The organism is Xanthobacter pollutisoli (assembly GCF_040044995.1).
Taxonomy (GTDB): Bacteria; Pseudomonadota; Alphaproteobacteria; order Rhizobiales; family Xanthobacteraceae; genus Xanthobacter.
The window spans coordinates 1-17314 of the sequence record NZ_JBDZDP010000036.1 but is presented as its reverse complement, the minus strand read 5'-3'; the positions used below and the strand labels follow the sequence as shown (position 1 = coordinate 17314).

12 protein-coding genes and 2 pseudogenes are annotated in these 17314 nt (G+C 65.8%); 1 reads left to right on the top strand and 13 read right to left on the bottom strand.

Annotated elements, in window-relative coordinates:
- Positions 1-134 precede the first annotated feature (134 nt).
- The 12 genes from ABLE93_RS25680 to ABLE93_RS25625 all read right to left on the bottom strand — a co-directional run bounded on the left by ABLE93_RS25680 (position 135) and on the right by ABLE93_RS25625 (position 12962).
- A complete protein-coding gene (locus ABLE93_RS25680) occupies positions 135-521 on the bottom strand; it encodes a hypothetical protein (protein ID WP_348842520.1) in 387 nt (128 codons plus the stop codon).
- A gap of 108 nt (positions 522-629) precedes the next feature.
- Positions 630-3179, bottom strand: coding sequence for a tetratricopeptide repeat protein (locus ABLE93_RS25675; RefSeq protein ID WP_348842519.1), 2550 nt, complete (start codon positions 3177-3179; stop codon positions 630-632).
- Positions 3180-3235: 56 nt separating this feature from the next.
- Positions 3236-3964: a hypothetical protein gene (locus tag ABLE93_RS25670; RefSeq protein ID WP_348842518.1), complete on the bottom strand. Its 729-nt coding sequence runs from the start codon at positions 3962-3964 to the stop codon at positions 3236-3238.
- A gap of 106 nt (positions 3965-4070) precedes the next feature.
- On the bottom strand, positions 4071-4370 hold the full coding sequence (locus ABLE93_RS25665; protein WP_348842517.1) for a hypothetical protein: 300 nt from the start codon (positions 4368-4370) through the stop codon (positions 4071-4073).
- A gap of 154 nt (positions 4371-4524) precedes the next feature.
- A complete protein-coding gene (locus tag ABLE93_RS25660) occupies positions 4525-5517 on the bottom strand; it encodes a hypothetical protein (RefSeq protein WP_348842516.1) in 993 nt (330 codons plus the stop codon).
- A 174-nt stretch (positions 5518-5691) separates the two neighbouring features.
- On the bottom strand, positions 5692-6591 hold the full coding sequence (locus tag ABLE93_RS25655; RefSeq protein WP_348842515.1) for a hypothetical protein: 900 nt from the start codon (positions 6589-6591) through the stop codon (positions 5692-5694).
- 17 nt (positions 6592-6608) lie between these two features.
- Positions 6609-7301: a hypothetical protein gene (locus tag ABLE93_RS25650; RefSeq protein WP_348842514.1), complete on the bottom strand. Its 693-nt coding sequence runs from the start codon at positions 7299-7301 to the stop codon at positions 6609-6611.
- A 147-nt stretch (positions 7302-7448) separates the two neighbouring features.
- The gene (locus ABLE93_RS25645; RefSeq protein ID WP_348842513.1) at positions 7449-7979 is read right to left on the bottom strand and encodes a DUF4755 domain-containing protein; all 531 of its coding nucleotides are present in this window, start codon (positions 7977-7979) and stop codon (positions 7449-7451) included.
- Positions 7980-8215: 236 nt separating this feature from the next.
- On the bottom strand, positions 8216-8656 hold the full coding sequence (locus tag ABLE93_RS25640) for a hypothetical protein (protein WP_348842512.1): 441 nt from the start codon (positions 8654-8656) through the stop codon (positions 8216-8218).
- Positions 8590-8880, bottom strand: coding sequence for a hypothetical protein (locus ABLE93_RS25635; RefSeq protein ID WP_348842511.1), 291 nt, complete (start codon positions 8878-8880; stop codon positions 8590-8592). Before ABLE93_RS25635 ends, ABLE93_RS25640 begins: the two co-directional genes overlap by 67 nt.
- Before the next feature lie 278 nt (positions 8881-9158).
- Entirely contained in the window at positions 9159-10034 is an 876-nt protein-coding gene (locus ABLE93_RS25630) for a hypothetical protein (RefSeq protein ID WP_348842510.1), read from the bottom strand.
- A 114-nt stretch (positions 10035-10148) separates the two neighbouring features.
- Complete coding sequence (locus ABLE93_RS25625) at positions 10149-12962, bottom strand: CHAT domain-containing protein (RefSeq protein ID WP_348842509.1); 2814 nt, start codon at positions 12960-12962, stop codon at positions 10149-10151.
- Positions 12963-13137: 175 nt separating this feature from the next.
- On the opposite strand from ABLE93_RS25625, the pseudogene ABLE93_RS25620 reads away from it, so the two are divergent.
- Positions 13138-14284 (top strand): annotated as a pseudogene (locus ABLE93_RS25620) (IS3 family transposase).
- A gap of 1040 nt (positions 14285-15324) precedes the next feature.
- Here the strand turns inward: ABLE93_RS25620 and ABLE93_RS25615 are convergent.
- A pseudogene (locus ABLE93_RS25615) lies at positions 15325-16926 on the bottom strand (ISL3 family transposase).
- Positions 16927-17314 lie beyond the last annotated feature (388 nt).

The window sequence follows — 17314 nt, the reverse complement described above, 5'->3', positions numbered from 1 at the left end:
AGCGCCGGACCTCACCCTCCGGCTCAAGTCTATGGTCAAGCCCAGACACAAAACGATCCTCCAATCAGGATCGTCAGACTGCGCTCTCACGCCTGACCTATGAAGGTGACCCCGGGACGACGCTTACCCCTATCTCACCTTGGGCAGCGAACGAGATGCAGTGGCTGGAAAGTGCGGCCGCCGCGCGTGATCTGCAGGATCAGCCGATCGGGGGCGAGCGGGCGCAAGGTGATCGCCATGGTGCCGCCACCGCCCTCTTCGAGATTGCATCGCCCGCGATAGGAGAGACTGCCGTCCTGTTCCTTCCGTAGCGGCGTGGCGCAGGTCATGTGGTAGTTGGCGATGCCGTCGGGTCGGATGAGAAAGGGTCCGTCCGGGCTCTCGCGATTGCAGTTCCCCTCGGGGGTCCGCCAGTATCCCGCGATGCTCGCCCCAGTCTGGGCCGCCGCGGTCTCCATGGCGAGGGTGCTCAGGCAGATGCTCGCGGCCATCAGGGCCGGGAGCTTGGACATATCGTGCATGCCACGTCCTTTCTGGTTCAGAGCGTCATGGGGGATGTTTGCCCGGTGCCTGGAGCCCCGCGCCACGCGTGGCGCGGCGGGCGGAGCCAGTGGTCCTCAGGGCGGCGCTCACTGGAGCACGTCGTAGGACATGCCGAGCAGCCCCGCGACGCGCCGGTTGCTGAGGCCTCTCTCGGCGCTGATCTTCGCGGCGGCGGCGCCATAGCGCTCCTTCAGGATGCGCACCACCTCCTCCACGAAGGCCGCTGGCACAGTGTCGCCCACCTTGAACGGTTCGCGGTGGAACTCGAACCGGGTCGCAAGGATCTGCGCCTTGCCGTCCTTCACCGGGCCGATGATGATGAGAAAATTCTTCGCGAAGGAATATCTATCGCGGTCCACTTCCTTCATCAGGGTGCGCGCGGCGAGGACGGGATCAGCGGCAGTCCCCTCCCCGCGCAGATAGGCCATGGCGACGGGCTGCCAGAAGTAGGGCATCTCGTGCCGCCAGAACGGGACCGTGGCGCCCGCTTTCGCTTCGGCCCAGCGCAATCGCCATGCGAAGCGCTCTTCGGCCGTTCCCGCCAGATCGGCCATGGCACCCATTGCGTCGGGATGCCCCTCCTTGGCCGCCCGCGCGAACCAGTCCGAAGCCTTCACATGATCGGCGGGGTCGAGGCTCCGCCAATAGCCGAACGTGTTTGAGATATTGCGTGCGACAGGCTCCATCCAGCCGATGGGGAAAGGCCAGGCGCGGTCCTTGAGCTTGCGGTAGAGCTCAGCCAGTGCAAAAGCGGCGTTGACGTCGCCGAACTCTGCATAGAGCCGTGCGTACCACGCGGCCGCCTCAAGCTCGTCGGAGAGAAAGCTTCCCCCGTATTTTGAAAGGAGATGCCCAAGGCAGATCATCGCCGAAGGCTGCCCTGCCTGGGCCGCAGCGCGGAGCGCGGGAAGTTCGCCGGGCGTCGGGATGCGCCAGGAGCCGTCATAATAGCAGGAGCGCTGCGTCACGCCATCGGCGGAGGCGTAGGCCGTCTCGTTGCGCAGAAAGGTGACGAAGCCCGGATCGGCGTAGAAATGATAGGCAGCCAACGCCGCATCGCGCGCTGCGGCGACGCCCTTGCCATTGTCGTACAACTGTCCCAGCAGCATGAGGCGGCCGTCTTCGCCCGCCAGCGGCCTTGTCCGCAGCAGTATCTCGACGGCTCGCTCGGGATTGCGCGGCAGAAGCTTGCCATCCGTCAACGCGGTCCCATAGGCGATCAGGGCCCTCTCATCGTTATAGGCGACGGCGATCTCGAAAAAGTCCTCCGCTTCTACGGCTGTCGTCGCGGCGTTGGCGGACTTGACGTCCTGATAGGCCAAATTCGCCTGCGCCTGCCGGTCATAGGCGGCCGCTTTCTGCAGCAATGCGGTCGCGGCGGCCCGATTTCCCCGCGCGTCGAGCGAAGCCGCAACCTTGACGGCGGCTTCCCCATCTCCCGCCTCCGCGGCCTTGCGCAGCCATTCGTCGGCCTCGGCGGCTTCTCCCGCCCGCCTCAGCCGCTCGTCCAGACGCTTCATGGCGACGACAGACCCAGCATCTGCGGCCTTGCGATACCAGGCATTGGCATTCGAATCGTCTTTCGCCGTGCCGATGCCATTCTCATGGGCCCAGGCCACATTCAGCGAGGCATCCCGCGATCCGGCATTGGCCGCCTTGGTCCACCATTCGAGGGCGGCGGCGTCGTTCATCGGCACGCCGTCGCCATAATGATGCATCCAGCCGATCCTGCGCATCGCCTCGGCGTTTCCGACCGCCGCCGCCTTGCTCCACCAAGCGAGCGCCTCGGCGTCATTCTCGGGGGTTCCCTTGCCGTAAGCGTGCAAGTCGCCCACCCGCCGCATGGCATCGGCGTCACCGCGCGCGGCCGCCTTTTCGTACCAGTCCCGCGCCTTGACGAAATCGCGCGGCGTGCCCCGGCTGATCTCATACATCAAGCCGAGCTTGTACATGGCGTCGGCATCGCCTTCGGCTGCGCGCTTCTCGAACCAGGCGCTCGCCCTTTCGAAGTCGCGCGGCAACCCTGCGTTACAGTAGGAATAAAGCAGCGGCAGATTGGCCGCGGCGCCATCATCGCCCAGCGCCGCCGCACGTTCGAACAGATCGCGGGCCTTTGCACAGTCCTTGGGGACGCCGAGACCATCGAGATAGAGGCGCGCAAGCGCGTGCAGCGAGCCCGGATCGTTCGACGCACCTGCTTTTTCGTACCATTGGCGGGCCTGTGCGTAATCTCGCGGCACACCCAGCCCGTCTCGTAAAAGCGTACCGAGGTTGCGCATGGCCAACACATGGCCGGCTTGCGCTGCCGCCTTGAACAACGCTGCTGCCTCCGGCAGGTCCACGCCGCTGACGTAAAGGGCGCGACCGAGCTGGAACGCGAGGCGGGGATCGCCCGGTGCCTGCGCAAGCGTGGCGCGACAGGCCGTGACCGCGGCCGGGCCGTCCACCTGGCTGAATGACACGCCCGGCACGCCCGGCGGGCGGGTGCGGTCGTCGGGATGCGCGGCGAGCCGGTCACAGGACTGGTCCGCGAAGGTTGCCTGCGGCGCGTCGTTGTCGGCCCCTTGAGCCGGAAGGGCTCCGATCAGGAGGAAAGCCGCCAAGGTGTAAGTGAGATACGATCTATTGTTCATCATCAAGACCTCGACAGTCCCAATATCCGCGCACTCATGAAAGCAAAAGGCACGCCGCCTCAGCCGCCGGGCATTGCCCTCACCACCTGCGGGGCCTCCCGCGTCGGCCGGAACAGGACCTCGATGGCGAGCGGCCCCCTCGGGTTGGCTCCCGTGGCAAGGGCGGTGATGTTGAACAGGAGGTTGCCGATCGGGTTGGCGCCAAGGTCGCTCGGGCCTGCATCTGCGGGCCGCGCAGGACCCGTGCGGACGATCTTAAAGCGGCCGATGCGGTAGTCCTCGCCCGCGTGCTTGAACGTCTCGCCAAGGGACAGGACCTCGGCAATCGACCATGTCGAACAAAGCTGTTGCCCGGTCGCATCGAGATAGGGCCGCGCCGCATCAGACAGCCGGATGGTAAACTCGATATAGACGATGTTGGAGGGACGATCCTCCGTGTTGAACGTCACGACGTCAATCAGCTTTTCATTGTGCAGGTGGTCGAGCAGCGGTCGTAGCTCGGACATAGACTTGGCACCCCGCCCGTCCGTCTTGGTGAACAACGCATAAAACGTAGTGTTTTCGCCCTTGGGCGAGAAATGGATCGGTGTATGGGGCAGAAGGGTGCGGATCTTCCGGTCGATATAGTCGGAGGGAGAGAAACACTCCCGGTCATTCTTGAAATAGGCCTCCACCGCGCTCTTATAGGCGCCGCGCTCGTCTCCACAGCCGGCGAGGGCGAGGGCCGACAGAAGGGCAAGCGCGATGCGCGGCCGCCACGATGGTCCGGGATGGCGATGGGCGGACATGGATGTACGACCTCCGGTTTGGCTGTCGGGACAGCGTCGGACGCTATGGGGATGCGCGAACAGGGCGGGAGAGCGCCGCAGCCATGGCCAGCGCTCCCGGCCGGCGCTACTGGCACGTGTTGGAGCCCGCGAACTTGGCCAGGCACTTGTCCATCTCGTTCCAGAGCGGCCTGTCGATCACGGCCGTCCGGTTCTTCGTGTCGCACCGCATGATGGTGGCGAGCCGAAGATCCCACGGCGCGGCCAGGTAGATCTTTCTATCGTCGGGCAGTTTGGGATCCATGCCGCAGATCTTCATCAGCTCGACGCGATTGGCGATCGCCCGGCACGCGCCGCAGGTCTGGGCCTGGGCCGCCGTTGCCAGCGGCAACAGAATGAGGAGGCCGGCAGATATGCGTATGATCATCGCCCTACTCCTGATGAAAGTGAGGCCGCGAAAGCGCCGACCGTCGGGATTGGCCTTTGCCCTTCGCCCATCTGTCTTGGCCCATTGCGGACCCATTGGCAGTTGACGGCTCTTGCAGATTCTTGCCCGGGCTCCGCACCTGCCGACATGCATCTCAGCCTCCGCGCGCGGTCCTCTGGGCGAAGACGGCAGCAAGCCCGGCCTTCAGGGCACGCACCTCTCCGTCGGGCTGCTCCCGGTACTGCCGGTAGGCAGCCCTCTGCGCTTCGAGAAACGTCGATAGTTCGTCGAATTTCGTGGAGTGGCAGGCGCCCGTCGTGCGGTTCAACAATCCCATTTGAAGCAGCGCACGCCCTGTCAGGTTACGATCCAGCATTCCGGCGGAGGTCGGCTCCGCCCCCTTGATGTCCGTGACCTTGTTCAGAGCCGCGGCGTTGAGGCGCGCGACGTCGATTGAGACGCGATCGGCCGCGGCGCATTCGGGATAGCGCCTTACGAAATCGGCTTCGTTGCAGGGCGCATTCGGAAAGAGGGCCGCCTCGGCAGGGCAGTCCGGTCCGCCGGGAATTTTCTGCGGCGCCGTCGGCGGGACGATCTGCTCCGGCCGGGCGGCCGGCGGCACGGCGCTTGTGACAGCCTTGAGCACGGCTGCCGCGTCCGCAATCGGAACGCCGTTGCGGGTGATGGCGACGACGACCGGCGGGCTCGCGTCTCGGAAGATCACCTCGACCTCGCCGGTCTCGGACCCGAGCAGCACGTCGCCGAGGGTGGGCGGCAATTGAGGTGTTTCCCCGATCCTGTAGCGTCCTTTGCGGAAGCTTTCGCCCTGCTCCTTGTAGACGTCGCCGAGGGAGAGCGTCTCCTCCACGCGGCGCAAGGTGCACAGGCTGCGCACATCGGGTCCGACCCGGCCGGCAAAGGCCGGGGTGGGCTTGAGGGCTACGGAGAAGCGGATCCTCTGGCGCGACGGATGGTCGAGGGCGGGCAGCGGCAGGTCCGAGCGCGTGATGGTCTCGACCTTGACCAGTCCGATCTCCTCGAGCCGGCGGAGCCGCTTCGGCAAGGCCTCGGGATCGTCATAACGCAGGACGACGGTCTCGTAGCGCGTCACACCGCCATCGGGCATGAGGCGCGAGGTCGCCGGCAAGGCGATCTCCTGGCCGATATCGACGCAGCGCGGCCGGGCATCGAGATAAGACTGCAGAGCGGTCTGATAGGCTCCCTTGCCCTCGCCGCAGCCGGCGAGCAGGAGAGCCATGCCCAGGAGAAAAATCTTCGAGCGAGTCATGGGATCAACCTCCTGAATTGCGGGCTCTTGCGGCTAGCGGGCGATAAGCAGCGGCAGCGAATCGACCCGGTTCGCCGGCGGCATTGCCGCGCGGATCGCGGGGGACGAGGGCGCAATCAGCTCCCCGATGACGCGGGTCTGGACGGGCCGGCCCGGCGTCGCGAAGCTGGCGGCGACCTGGACGAATTCGATGCGGCCGGGGAAGACGAGCCGCTCCACGGGCCGCCCGCTGACATCGATGGTCGCCTTCTTCACGGGCGGGCCGAGACCGAACAGAACCTGCACACGCGCGCTGCGGTCTGTCGGGTTGGAGCGGGCATCCACATAAGCCTTGGCAGCCGCGCGATCGATCGGGAAGAGAGCCGGAAAGGAGCGATCGAACTCCACATTCATCGCCGGCACCTTGAAATGCGGAATGCCGCCCCCGCAGAGCCATGTTTCCTGGCCCTCCGTCAGCAGCACGCCCTTGATCTGCTCGGGAGGCGCTTGGTAGGCGATGGGGAACGCCCCCGCCGCCATGTCATAGGCGCCGAGTTCCACCCACAGCGAGGCATGCATGAGCGGTGCGATCCCGTCGAGGATGGCATCCGTCCGCGCCTCGTACCAGCGACGGACGTCTTCCCATTCGAATTCGTTGTTGTGCTTCAGCGCCGCCCGGCAATCGTTCATCGCTACCCAGTAGATGAAGGCCGTGCGCGATCCCAGTTGACTGCGGTCAAGCTTGAACAGATTGACGATGGATCTCGCAAAGAAGCTTTCATCGGCGAGTCGCGCGTTGGTCAGCGTTTGCCAGCTGCCTGCCGGCGGAACCGTCCGCGCCACGCCCGGGGTGGAAGCGAAGGCCCCGGCCAGGCCGGCTCCCACAATGCAGGACAGCAGGCGAACGGCAGCGAAGGCGCTCCCGTGGCGGCGGATGAAGACGGCAAGGCTCATGTCAATCTCCAACAGGTTCACCAGCCGCCGCCTCGCGGACAGAAGTTCGATCGCAAGTATTTCACGGCATTGGCGAGGCGGATCTCGGAGCCATTGGTCAGGTCGCCGCCGGCTGTGAATGTCGGCTGGGGGCGTGTGGCGGCAAACTCGCGGGCATCGAAGGCCACCATCCGTCCGCCCGCCAGGGTGCGCGCATCAACCCGCGCCTCGCCTTCGACGGCGGTGGTGAAGGTGAAGAGCGTGTCCTCGTCGCGGAGGTCCGCCGTCACCAGATTGCGGAAATCGAAGGCGTTGAAGGTGTAGCGGGGGGAGAAACGCGCGCCGTTGTTGCGCCGGTCGTCATTCTCGTCGAGCACGCGGCCGCTGGGCGTGGTCGCATAGTCGAGCCGGAATAGGAGATAACGGCAGGCATCGAGCGGCTGGAGGCGCCAGCGTCGATGGAACGTCAATCGGGTCCCGTTCCGGTCGCTGCCCAGCACGATGTTTTCCGTCCAATTGTGCTCCAGCACATATTGGCCGCCCGCCACCGGAGCCCGTTGCTCCCCGGTGAGGATGTACAAGGCGGCCTCGGCGGCGGACTGGGCATGGGCGGGCGGCGGGGACGCAAGGAGCGCCATGGTGCAGGCCGCGACCCCGCTCGCCAGCACCGCCGCCATCTGCCCGATCCTGCAGGCCCGTACTCCGAAAACGCGGATCCCGAACGCTTCCATGGACCTTCTCCCCAGATGGTCAAGCCGGCGGCGAATTGAGCTTGGTGGGCCCGACGCCGGGCTCCGACTTTCAGAGTGTTCCACGCCGGTCCGGTGGAGGGCGATTGCAGATCCTTGCCGTTTGTTACGGCAGCAAGGGCCAAGGACCTATCCGTTGACGTGCTGGCTCAGGATTTCCATCCAGCGCCGCAGCTCCATCTGCGTGGACTTGTCGTGGGGCGTGCGTGACCGGAACTTGATGAACCACTCCGGGTGGTCGATGTCTCGGACGTCCACATAGAGGCCGGTATTCTCGATCACCCGGCTTTCACGCACCGAATTGGCGATGCCCTGTCCGATGCCGTGGCCGAGATTCCGGGAGGCTCCCATCAGGCCCCCGCCGATCACCGCGCCGCCGCGTTCGAGGACCAGTTCCGGCATCTCGTAGCGCCAGCTCCGCACGTCGCTGAGCGGATAGGTCTTCGCCACCGGAATGCCGTTGAAGCGCGCGAGCATGTGCAGGCAGCCGCCGGCTTCGTCCACCGCGATGCCGGTGCCGTCCCAGGCATATTTGTATTTGCAGTCGCTCACCCCTGCGAGCCAGGGGTTCATGTTCACGCGACCGACGTCGCCGAGCTTCCGGCTGAGGACAAACAGGATTGCAATGGCGAGGACCATGAGCAGCACGAACGCCGTCATGCTCGTCTGCCCCCTGTCGGTCCGAGGGTCCACGGCACTCGCCAGGTTGAAGCTCAGGTTGAGGGCGATGAGAAGACCGCCCGCCCAGAAAATAAACTTAAGAAAGCCCCGCACCGGCAGCCCCCATTCTGCTCGTGGTGAAATCAGAACCCCAACATCCGCTCACGTTTCCGCCCGCCGCCCGACTTCGGTCATGCATGCGGCATGCCGCGTCGCGCGTCGGGCAGCCCCGTGCTTCAGAAGGCGCTGGTCTTCGGACAGAACTTGCTCTGCAAATACTTCACCGCATCGGCGAAGCGGGTCTCGAAGGCGGGACCTTTGCCGCCGGCGATCAAGATGGGCCGGATCGCCGGGGTCGGGAATTCTTTCGCGTCGAACGCCACCATCCGCCCATCGGAGACCGCCGCCGGATCGAGCTGCGCCTTGGCCTCGAAGGCTTCGGTGAAGGTGAGTTTTGTGCTGTAGCCGATGCCGAAGCGGGAGACGTCGGCCGTCACCAGCTTGCGGAAATCAAACTCACTCATGATGTAGCTCGGCTCAACCGCCGACGCCATGCTGCGGCGGGCCTCGGCCTCGGTCACCACGGCGCCGTCGGGGCGGGTGACGTAGTTCAACCGGAATAGCCGATATCGGCAGGCATCCAGCGGCTGCAGGCGCCACAGGGTGTGGAACACCACCTGGGTGTTGCGGCCATCGGCGTAGCCGCCGAGAAAACGGTGGTCTCCCCCTTGGTGTCGATGGCGAAGCGGCCGTTCGCCTTCGGGGCCTGCGTCTCGCCGGTGAGGAGGAACAGCACCGTCTCTTCCGCACTCTGCGCCCGGGCCGGCTGTGACAGCGCGAGGAAGCCCAGTCCGAGGACTCCCAGGGCCATGAGGGTTCGTCCGATCCGCCAGACGCGCATGGTATCGTCTCCGTCGGGAAAATTGAGAGATGGCAAGGTATTCAGGACAAGGCGCGTCAGGGCCGGCCGGGCCACCCTCCGTCCGGCGCAGCGATCTTGGTGCCGGCTTCTGGACGGAAGTCACGGACCCCGACGGGCAGGAACCACCCATTGCGGACGGGCGCCGCGCGCGTTTCAGAACGACCGAAACCTCCGCGCGCCCACCGCCGAGCGAACGCCCCCGTGCAAGGCACATGCTGCACTGCAAATACTACCCTGAGCTTAGCGACGACGCACGTCTATTCTACGACGCGATAATCGCCGGTAAGGATGGCGTAGGGCCGTCCGGCCTTGCGCAGCCGGTCGACGGCGCGCTCGATCTCGTCGAGGAAAACGGAGCCGGCGGCGAAGGGAGCCTGCTCTCCCGCATTTGCGGGCATCGCGGCAAGCCGCAGCTCCTGTTCCGTCCAGATCGCGAAAAGGCGGCACCAGCCCGGCGGGCCCAGCACCGTCAGGGCCGGCTCGATGTTGGGATCGCTGAAGGGCACGCCGACGGAGCCGGCGGCAACCTTCGTGGTCGGCGCGTAGCAGGACGGCATGAGGCAGGTCATCTCGCGCCGCAGATATTCGTCGTTCAATAGCAGGATATGGCCGTCCGACGGCACGGTGAACACCAGCCGCACCTGGGCGCCAATGCGCAAATGCGGAATGGCGGTGGCGCTCTCTACCGGCGCGCCGAGGCCGGCGCGGTGCGCGGTGACCGGCTGGATCTTGACGCGGCCGTTCTGGCGGTTAGGGTCGGCCAGCCAATTTCGGCGCAGCCGGTCCCCGTCGCCATGCAGACCGATCCGTTCACGTTGAAGGGCCGCCCTCAGGTGGTCGATGTCCGCCTTCAAGTCGTCGACGGAGAGCCCTTCGAGGCCGCAATACTTCAGAAGATGTGACAATTCCTGATTTTCCACCGGCGCCTTGCCGCTGCGCTTGCGCGTCATCTGCGCTTCGGTGGTGTCCAGCGCGGCGGCCAGGGCCTTGTTGCTGAAATGGCCTATGGAAAACAGATATCCCACCACCCCTGCGATATGCTCGATCTTCTCGCCGAGAGCCGGATCGCGGAACGGGCGCGTCTCGTGCTGTGCGTGCTTCGTCGCGTCTTCGGGGCAGGGAGACTTGGCCATGGGCAGTGGTCCGGTTGGCGGGATGTGTGGGAATTTTGACGCGGTCCGCGCCGATGCCGATTGCCGTTTCTTGCAAATTCATGCCGTCGGTTCCGGTTCTATGCCACCCCCCGCTTATGGCGGCCCATGCAGCACGAAGGCGGCCCAGCGCGCCGCCGGCTGCGCCGATGCGCTCCGGCCGGCGCCGAAGCGGCGGAGCGGACCGGCCACGGCCGTGTCCGGCGCGCGGCCGGTGGCCATGGCCGCCTGGGCACGGCGCAGCGCTTCGGCCAGGCTCGGGCGGTCCGTGTCGGCGAAGGCGTGGGCATAGAAGGCGGTCATCAGTTCCGCCGCCGCCGCGTCCACCACCGGCCACAAAGTGGCAACCACGGATCGCGCGCCCTTCAATTGGGCAAGGCCCGCGAGGCTTTCCGGTCCGTGGGGGCCGAGATCGGCGGTAGCGGTGGCGCAGGCCGACAGGACGAGGAGCTCCACCCGGCTGAGATCGAGATCCGTCCGGCGCAAAGCGGCGAGCGACAGGCTGCCCCCGTCGCCGAGAGCGAGACATGATCGCTCCGGCCGCGCCGGCACCAGTTGGAAATGACTGGCGATATGGATGATTTCCGTGCCCGCATGGAGGGCGTCGCGCAAGGCGGCCGAGGTGAAGTCGCCATCGAGGGCAAGCACACCAGCGCGCAGCGCCGCCACCCGCCGGGCCTCGTGCGCCGCATAGGGCAGCGCGGCAAAGCCTTCGGCGTGCGTGGCGGCGAAGGCGGCGACGCGCCAGGCCCCGCGCTCGGGTGCGGGTGCCGCGCGGGCCGGCACGCCGGTGTCGATGGCGAGCGCCCAGCGCTCCACGAGATGGCGCGTGCCATCGTGCAAGGCCGCGAACGGCAGATGTAGCAGCGGCGGATCGAGGGCAAGGTGGAGGGTGTGGACATCGCCGAGGCCAGCGGCAACAGGGGCGATCAGGGCGGCGTAAAGCTCCCGTCCCAACGGCATCACCTCCCCAGGGAGATGGAGGATGGCGGTCCGAAAGCCATGGACGAGGTGAGCTAGATGCTCGCTCGCCAGTCCAATCGCGGCGTTCAGTTCCCCCTCGCAGGTTCGCAGCACGACGCGCATGCTGCCGTCACCAAGGTCGAGGAAGCGCAGGTGGGCGACGCCGGGGGGCGGGGACGCGATCGCATCGCTGCGCCGCGAGGCCGCCGCGGGCGCCACCCAGTCTTCCGCCAGCACGCGATCGAACCAGTGCACCAGGCGGCGGCGAAGGTGTTCGGGATCGGGCGCCGCCGCCGATGCCGGCCCCTCGCCAGCAGCTGCGAGCGCCCTCGCCTTCCCGATCTCGCGCAGCGCATCTACCTGTGCCCGGTAGGATGCCGCCATGACGTCCTCGTCGGCGCGAAAGGGCACGGGCAGGGCCTGCGCTACCAGCTCAGCGTCGCGCGCCGCGAAGGCCGCCAGCCGGTCCCGCTGCACCAGGCCATGAATATGCTCCGCCTCGGGCAAGCGGGCACGGCTCGCAAGGGTGGCGATGAGCTGGCGGAACGGGCGTCCCCGCCGTGCCAGATAGGCGTCCCGCTCCCGCACGGCTAGCGCAGCCACGGGCGCCGACAGCACCGCAGCGACGGCCATCTTGCCGAACAACGCACCGGCGTGGTGCCGCCCGCGGGCGGACGCGAGCAGCGCGGCAGCGTGGAACAGGCCGGAAAGGGCGGCGGTGCGGTCGCGACCGGCATCCGCCGCGAAGACCGCCCGCACAGCGTCTTCGGCTGCGTCGAGTGCGCCGTCCGCCACCAGCAGCTCGGCGCGCAGGAGCTGGGCGGCGATCTGATAGGGATGGTCCGCCGCGCACGCCGCGCGGGCCATGGCCCGGGCGAGGCGCGCGCTGCCGCCGGGTCGCCGGCCCGTCTCCCGCTCGAGTTCCTCCGCCTCCACCATGAGGGCCAGCGCATCCGGGGCATCGGCTCCGGCTTCGGCCGCGACTTTCCGGGCGCAGCGCTGTAGGATGCGCACCGCGCGAGCCGGCCGCCCCTCCGCCACGGCAAGGTCCGCCCGTGCTGCATCTAGGGCCACGGCCAGCGCCAGGCTCAAGGGCTTGCCGCCCCAACGCCGGGCGCGCGTCAGAAGCCGCCGCGCGCCGGCGATGTCGCCTAGATCGGCGGCATGCTGGCCAGCATTGACTAGCACCAGGGCCAGCGCGGCCCGCTCCGTCCTGGGTGCTTGCGCACAGCTGGCCAGCGCCTGCTTATAGGCGGCGCTCGCACCGGCCGGATCGCCCTGGCGTTCGCACAGGCCTGCAAAGGCTTCGAGGGTTTGCGCGTGGAGGGCCGGGTCGCCTCGCGCCTCCTCTTCAATATCGCCTAGCAGCTCCGCGGCTGCCGCCAGCTCTCCGACGTCCTGCAGGGCATTGGCGAGGAAGCGCCGTGTGTTCAGGCGCAGCACCCCGTCGATGCCATCCTCCAGCAGCGCCAGCGCCGCCTTGAGCCGAAAGATGGCGTCCTTCGTGCGCCCCGCCTCGCGGGCTGCCAGCCCGGCATTGGAAAGCGCCCGCGCCCCCTCGCCTCGGGCGCTAGTGTGGGGCGCGAGCAGGGTGGCGGCTTTGTCATAGCCGGCAGCAGCCTCGTCATAGGCACCGCGATGGAAGAGGGTGTTGCCGAGGGTGATGAGCAGGCGAGCGCGCACAAGGCTCGCCTGGGCCGAATCCGCATCTGGCGGCGGCAGGTCCGCAAGGCCGCGCCGGGCTGCTTCTTGCGCCGCGTCGCGGTCGCCACGTGCGAGATGGACGCGGCCCAGCTTCTCCCTGAGCGCGGCCGCCCGCTCCCGGCCCGCCGCCGATGCGTCGCACAGGCCGATCGCCGCACCGAGCAAGGCGACAGCCATCGCGTCGTCGCCGGCGCGGAACTGTGCGATCGCCTCACTCTCAAGTCGGATGATCTGGTCGTGCACCGGTGTCCCCAAAGAAGCTGATGCTAGCGCGGCGGGCGCTTTGCCGCCAAGGCGGCGCCTCAGTGCGTTAGGAAATTATGGCTGGCGAATGCTGCCGGTGCTTTTTGTTATAGGCTGAACCGCCCCTAGATTCCTGGACGCTTTCTTCCCTAAATTTTGAGGCAAGGAGGCCCCGATGGGCAAAGCGAATTTCACCGAGGACTTCAAGCGCGACGCGGTCGTTCAGATCACCGAACGGGGCTATCCGGTTGCGGAGGTGGCGGTGCGGCTGGGGATTAGCAAGTACTCGCTCTACGAGTGGAGGAAACGGTACGGCAAGCCTGCCGCCGTGGCCCGCGATGACGATCAGGCCGCGGAGGTCCGCCGGCTGAAGCGCGAGCTGTAGCGCGTGACGGAGGAGCGCGACATCCTAAAAAAAGCGGCCGCGTACTTCGCCAAGGATGCAAAGTGAAGTACGCGTTCATCGCCGAGCATCGCCTTCTGTTTTCGATCCGTGCCATGTGTCGGTGCCTGCGTGTCCAGCCTAGCGGCTTCTACGCCTGGCTGAAGGACCCGCTGAGCAGGCGCGCTCGGGAGGACCAACGACAGAACGAGCTGATCCGCGCGGCATGGAGCGAGAGCGGCAAGGTCTATGGCTATCGTAAGCTTCACGACGATCTGGCGGACATGGGCGAGAGCTGCTGCCCAAACCGGGTTGCGCGGCTGACGCGACTTGCTGGCATCCGGGCGCAGATCGGCTACAAGCGCCGCCCCGGCCACTATGGAGGCACGCCATCCCTGGCGGTCGACAACACGCTCGATCGCCGGTTTGACGCGGAGGCGCCGGACAAGGCCTGGGTGACCGACATCACCTACATCCGCACCCACGAAGGCTTCGCCTATCTGGCGGTCGTGATCGACCTCTTCTCCCGCCGCGTCGTCGGCTGGTCCATCAAGGCCCGGCAGACGACCAACGTCGTGCTTCAGGCGCAGCTGGCCGCCGTCTGGCGACGCAAGCCGAAGGGCCGTGTGCTGGTGCATTCGGATCAGGGGAGCCAGTTCCTAGCATGGAGTGGGCTTCGTTCCTGAAACACCACGATCTGCAGCCCTCGATGAGCCGTCGCGGGAACTGCCATGACAACGCCGTGGCCGAGAGCTTCTTCAACCTGCTGAAGCGCGAACGCATCCGCCGCAAGGTCTGCCGCACGCGCGACGAGGCACGCCGGGACGTGTTCGATTACGTCGAGATGTTCGACAACCCCACCCGCAAACACGCACGCAACGGGATGCTGTCGCCCATCGAGTTCGAACGGCAGCACAAAGCGACCCCCAAAGGCGTCTAGAAAACTCGGGGCGGTTCAGCCACCTTCGCCGTGGGACACACCTCGGTCATGCGTGAGGGTACACTCCTCACGAAAGGGGAGCGGTCAAGATTCGGCGCACAAACTTGAAGGGCAAAGGGGGGACCCGGGCGACAGTTCGCGGCCACGCCCGGGTCCATGCTACCCGACATGGCGTGTAAGGCAGCAGATATTGCATAGCACATTAAGGGCTCGATGGGGAGAACCGGATGGCCGACGGTGATGCCAGCCATTCAGCTCATTTTCCACCGCGAAAGTAAACGTGGAACGCAGTGAGTGGGTAGCTCCACCTAGGGATCGAATTCAGTCGTCGAAGCGGAGGCGTAGCTCGACCTTGCAGAGAAACCATAAATTACTCCGCGGAGTCGTTGCAACGAAATTGCAGAAATCTCTTCCTAAATGACACAGCGCTCTTAGTATTTTCGATAGATAGAAACCAAACTCCGTTCATTACATAAGTCGCAGATGGAAAATTGTGATCCAAGCAGTCTTGGGTGATTTTGAGATCCCAGCTCGTTTCTTCATCGCCAAAGCAAATAAAGCGTGGTTCCACAGAAAATTATAGTTATTATTACAACCCAGTCCACCCGCATGGTCGCCCCCCCAGCACCCATTCTTGCGCGAATAATATTACGCCACAACTCACTTTGCCGCAAAGGATCCCCGGGTGCGGCAAAAGTGCTATTCGGCCTGTCCCGAGCACGCGACGTTTCTCCGACATGCTCGAGCAAGAGGGACGTCCGCGTGCAGGAAAGCGTGTTCGAGCCGCGGCTTTAGACTTATGCCCGGACCTGCCTTCAAGACATTACATTGGCTTTGCGTTGCATTCCCGCAAATTATCCGCCTTATGATCATGGAATATTATTTCGGCGCAAGGACCTTGCATGCCAACGGAGACTCGTGTGAGCTACGATATCTGTCAATCTGCGTGTAAAATTAACCCCCATCGGCGCCGAATTTTTACACGCCCCCCTCACAACAGGGTCAATCTTCGGGTCTGACGCAGTTTAGGTGAAGCAGATCTAGGGCGCGCCGACGAGACGGGCCTGAAGGAGATCGAGCTTTCCTCTGCCGTACATCTGGCGCTTGACGAGTTTGAGCTTGGTGATCTGCGCCTCGGTATGGCCGTTGGACCAGTGCGAGGTGATGGCGGCAACCGCGGCGGCCCGATCTTCACGACGCCGTTGGCGAATGACGCGATCAGGCTGGATCTGGCCCGCTCGATCCATGGCTCGAGCTCTGCGACAATTTTCTTGCGGATCTGGCCTGGAACGCGGCGATGATCTCTCGCGCCTCGACGAGGAGCGGCACGCCGGCTTCGATCGCAGCGATCGCGACGCTCTCGGATTTGGACACGCGGTCCCGGCCAATGGTCATGAGGGGCGCGATGGTGCGCGCCGAAGGGGTTCGAGTGAGTGCATCACTGTCCATCCGTTCGGCGCGCCGACGGCGTGCCACCCACTCGGTGACGACCCGAAGGCAACCGCGGAAGCCTTGGCGCTTGAGGCGTCGCCACAGCTCCGCGCCGTCGCGTTCGCCGGCTGCCCCCCTGTCCTCGAGCCACGGCAGGTACAGTTCCAGCGCACTTTCCCGGGAGCGGAACACGTCCATGCGTTCGCCACGCAGGGTCCTGCGGACAAGGCCTCGGCTATGCCCGGTGCGGCGCACGATCTCCTTGATCGCGATCCCGTCCTTCGCCATGCGGAGGATGGCCCCGTTTGCGTCTTCCCGACGAAGATATCCCTCATATTGCAGCCGCTTGGCGGCCGTGAGCAGATCAGGGTTGATGGTCGCGGCGCCGATCGCGGCTCGTACCTGACGCATGGATTTGCGCACCGCGTCGAGAAAGGCACGGCTGGCGTTCTCCATCAGGTGCCAGCGGTCAGCCACCTGCGTGGCCGTCGGCAGGGCCTTGGCCGTGCCGTGGCATATCCGCCGCCGCGATCACGAGCGACGGTGGCGATTTGGGGCTGGCAGGTCAGCCACGCCTGCGCTGTCGCGGGCTCCCGGTCGGGTAAGAGAGTGATGGTTCTGTGGCGCTCAAGGTCACAGATGATCGTGCCATAGCGTTGGTTGCGCCGCCACGCCCAGTCGTCGATCCCGACGACCGTTGGCGGGACGAAAGGCCGGTGACCGCGCCGCCGCACCACCCGCAGCAGGGTGTCGTTGCTGACCGGCAGCATCAGCCTGCGGGCAAAGCTCGCCGCGGGCCGTCCGCCCAGCGCCAGCCCCAGGTGGTGGACGATGTGGTCGAGCCGGGCAGTCCGCCGCGCCCACGGCGCCAAAACCTTGGCGTCGAAGCGCTCCGCGAAGATGCGCCGTCCACAAAGCACCGTGTCGCAGTGGAAACGCCGCGCCCGGACGACGAGCCGAACCGGCTTGCCCGCCATCGGCAGATCCGCCAGATGCCGATAATAGCGACTGTGTATCCGCTCCGAGGTTCTCCCGCATCCCGGGCACGAACTCGCCTTGCCAACCGCGCGAACCGTAATCAGCGTGCCGGCGCTGTCGCTGCTGACATCGTCCGCCACGAATCCGCGCGGGACCAGGGTCGAAGGTCGGAGAGAGCTGCATGGTGTTGATTCCAATCTCAAAATCAACGCCAGCCGAATCCCAAACTCCATCAAAAATGAGTCAGACCCAATCTTCCATGCCGAAGCACACCCAAAAAGGCAAACCCGACGGTCAGAACGAACTCGAAGCTGGATAGAAGTTGGCGCGACGTCACCAGCTAAGACATTGGCCTCGTCAACTTCCTCACCGCATTCAAAATCGCTACAGCACGCATATGGGGTAATCAGCGATGAATCCGCGCCTAGGCAGTGGCCCCATCAATTTGCGCGTCTGAGCGTGTCGTGATTCAAGCTCCCGCACTGGGAGGCTAACTGACGTTGCCCCCAACTTTTATCCAGCGGTGAGTTCGCTCTGGCGGTGGGGTTTGGCCTGTTCGGCGGTGTGAGCGGCGGGGTCTGGCGCGGAGCTTCTGGCTTGGCGCAGCGGCAGATCCCGTCG

Bases quoted from the DNA above. Each gene is read 5' to 3' on its own strand.
- ABLE93_RS25665 (WP_348842517.1), bottom strand. From the start codon at position 4,370: ATGATCATACGCATATCTGCCGGCCTCCTCATTCTGTTGCCGCTGGCA.
- ABLE93_RS25655 (WP_348842515.1), bottom strand. From the start codon at position 6,591: ATGAGCCTTGCCGTCTTCATCCGCCGCCACGGGAGCGCCTTCGCTGCC.
- ABLE93_RS25645 (WP_348842513.1), bottom strand. From the start codon at position 7,979: ATGACGGCGTTCGTGCTGCTCATGGTCCTCGCCATTGCAATCCTGTTT.
- ABLE93_RS25680 (WP_348842520.1), bottom strand. From the start codon at position 521: ATGCACGATATGTCCAAGCTCCCGGCCCTGATGGCCGCGAGCATCTGC.
- ABLE93_RS25650 (WP_348842514.1), bottom strand. From the start codon at position 7,301: ATGGAAGCGTTCGGGATCCGCGTTTTCGGAGTACGGGCCTGCAGGATC.
- ABLE93_RS25635 (WP_348842511.1), bottom strand. From the start codon at position 8,880: ATGCGCGTCTGGCGGATCGGACGAACCCTCATGGCCCTGGGAGTCCTC.
- ABLE93_RS25670 (WP_348842518.1), bottom strand. From the start codon at position 3,964: ATGTCCGCCCATCGCCATCCCGGACCATCGTGGCGGCCGCGCATCGCG.
- ABLE93_RS25675 (WP_348842519.1), bottom strand. From the start codon at position 3,179: ATGATGAACAATAGATCGTATCTCACTTACACCTTGGCGGCTTTCCTC.
- ABLE93_RS25630 (WP_348842510.1), bottom strand. From the start codon at position 10,034: ATGGCCAAGTCTCCCTGCCCCGAAGACGCGACGAAGCACGCACAGCAC.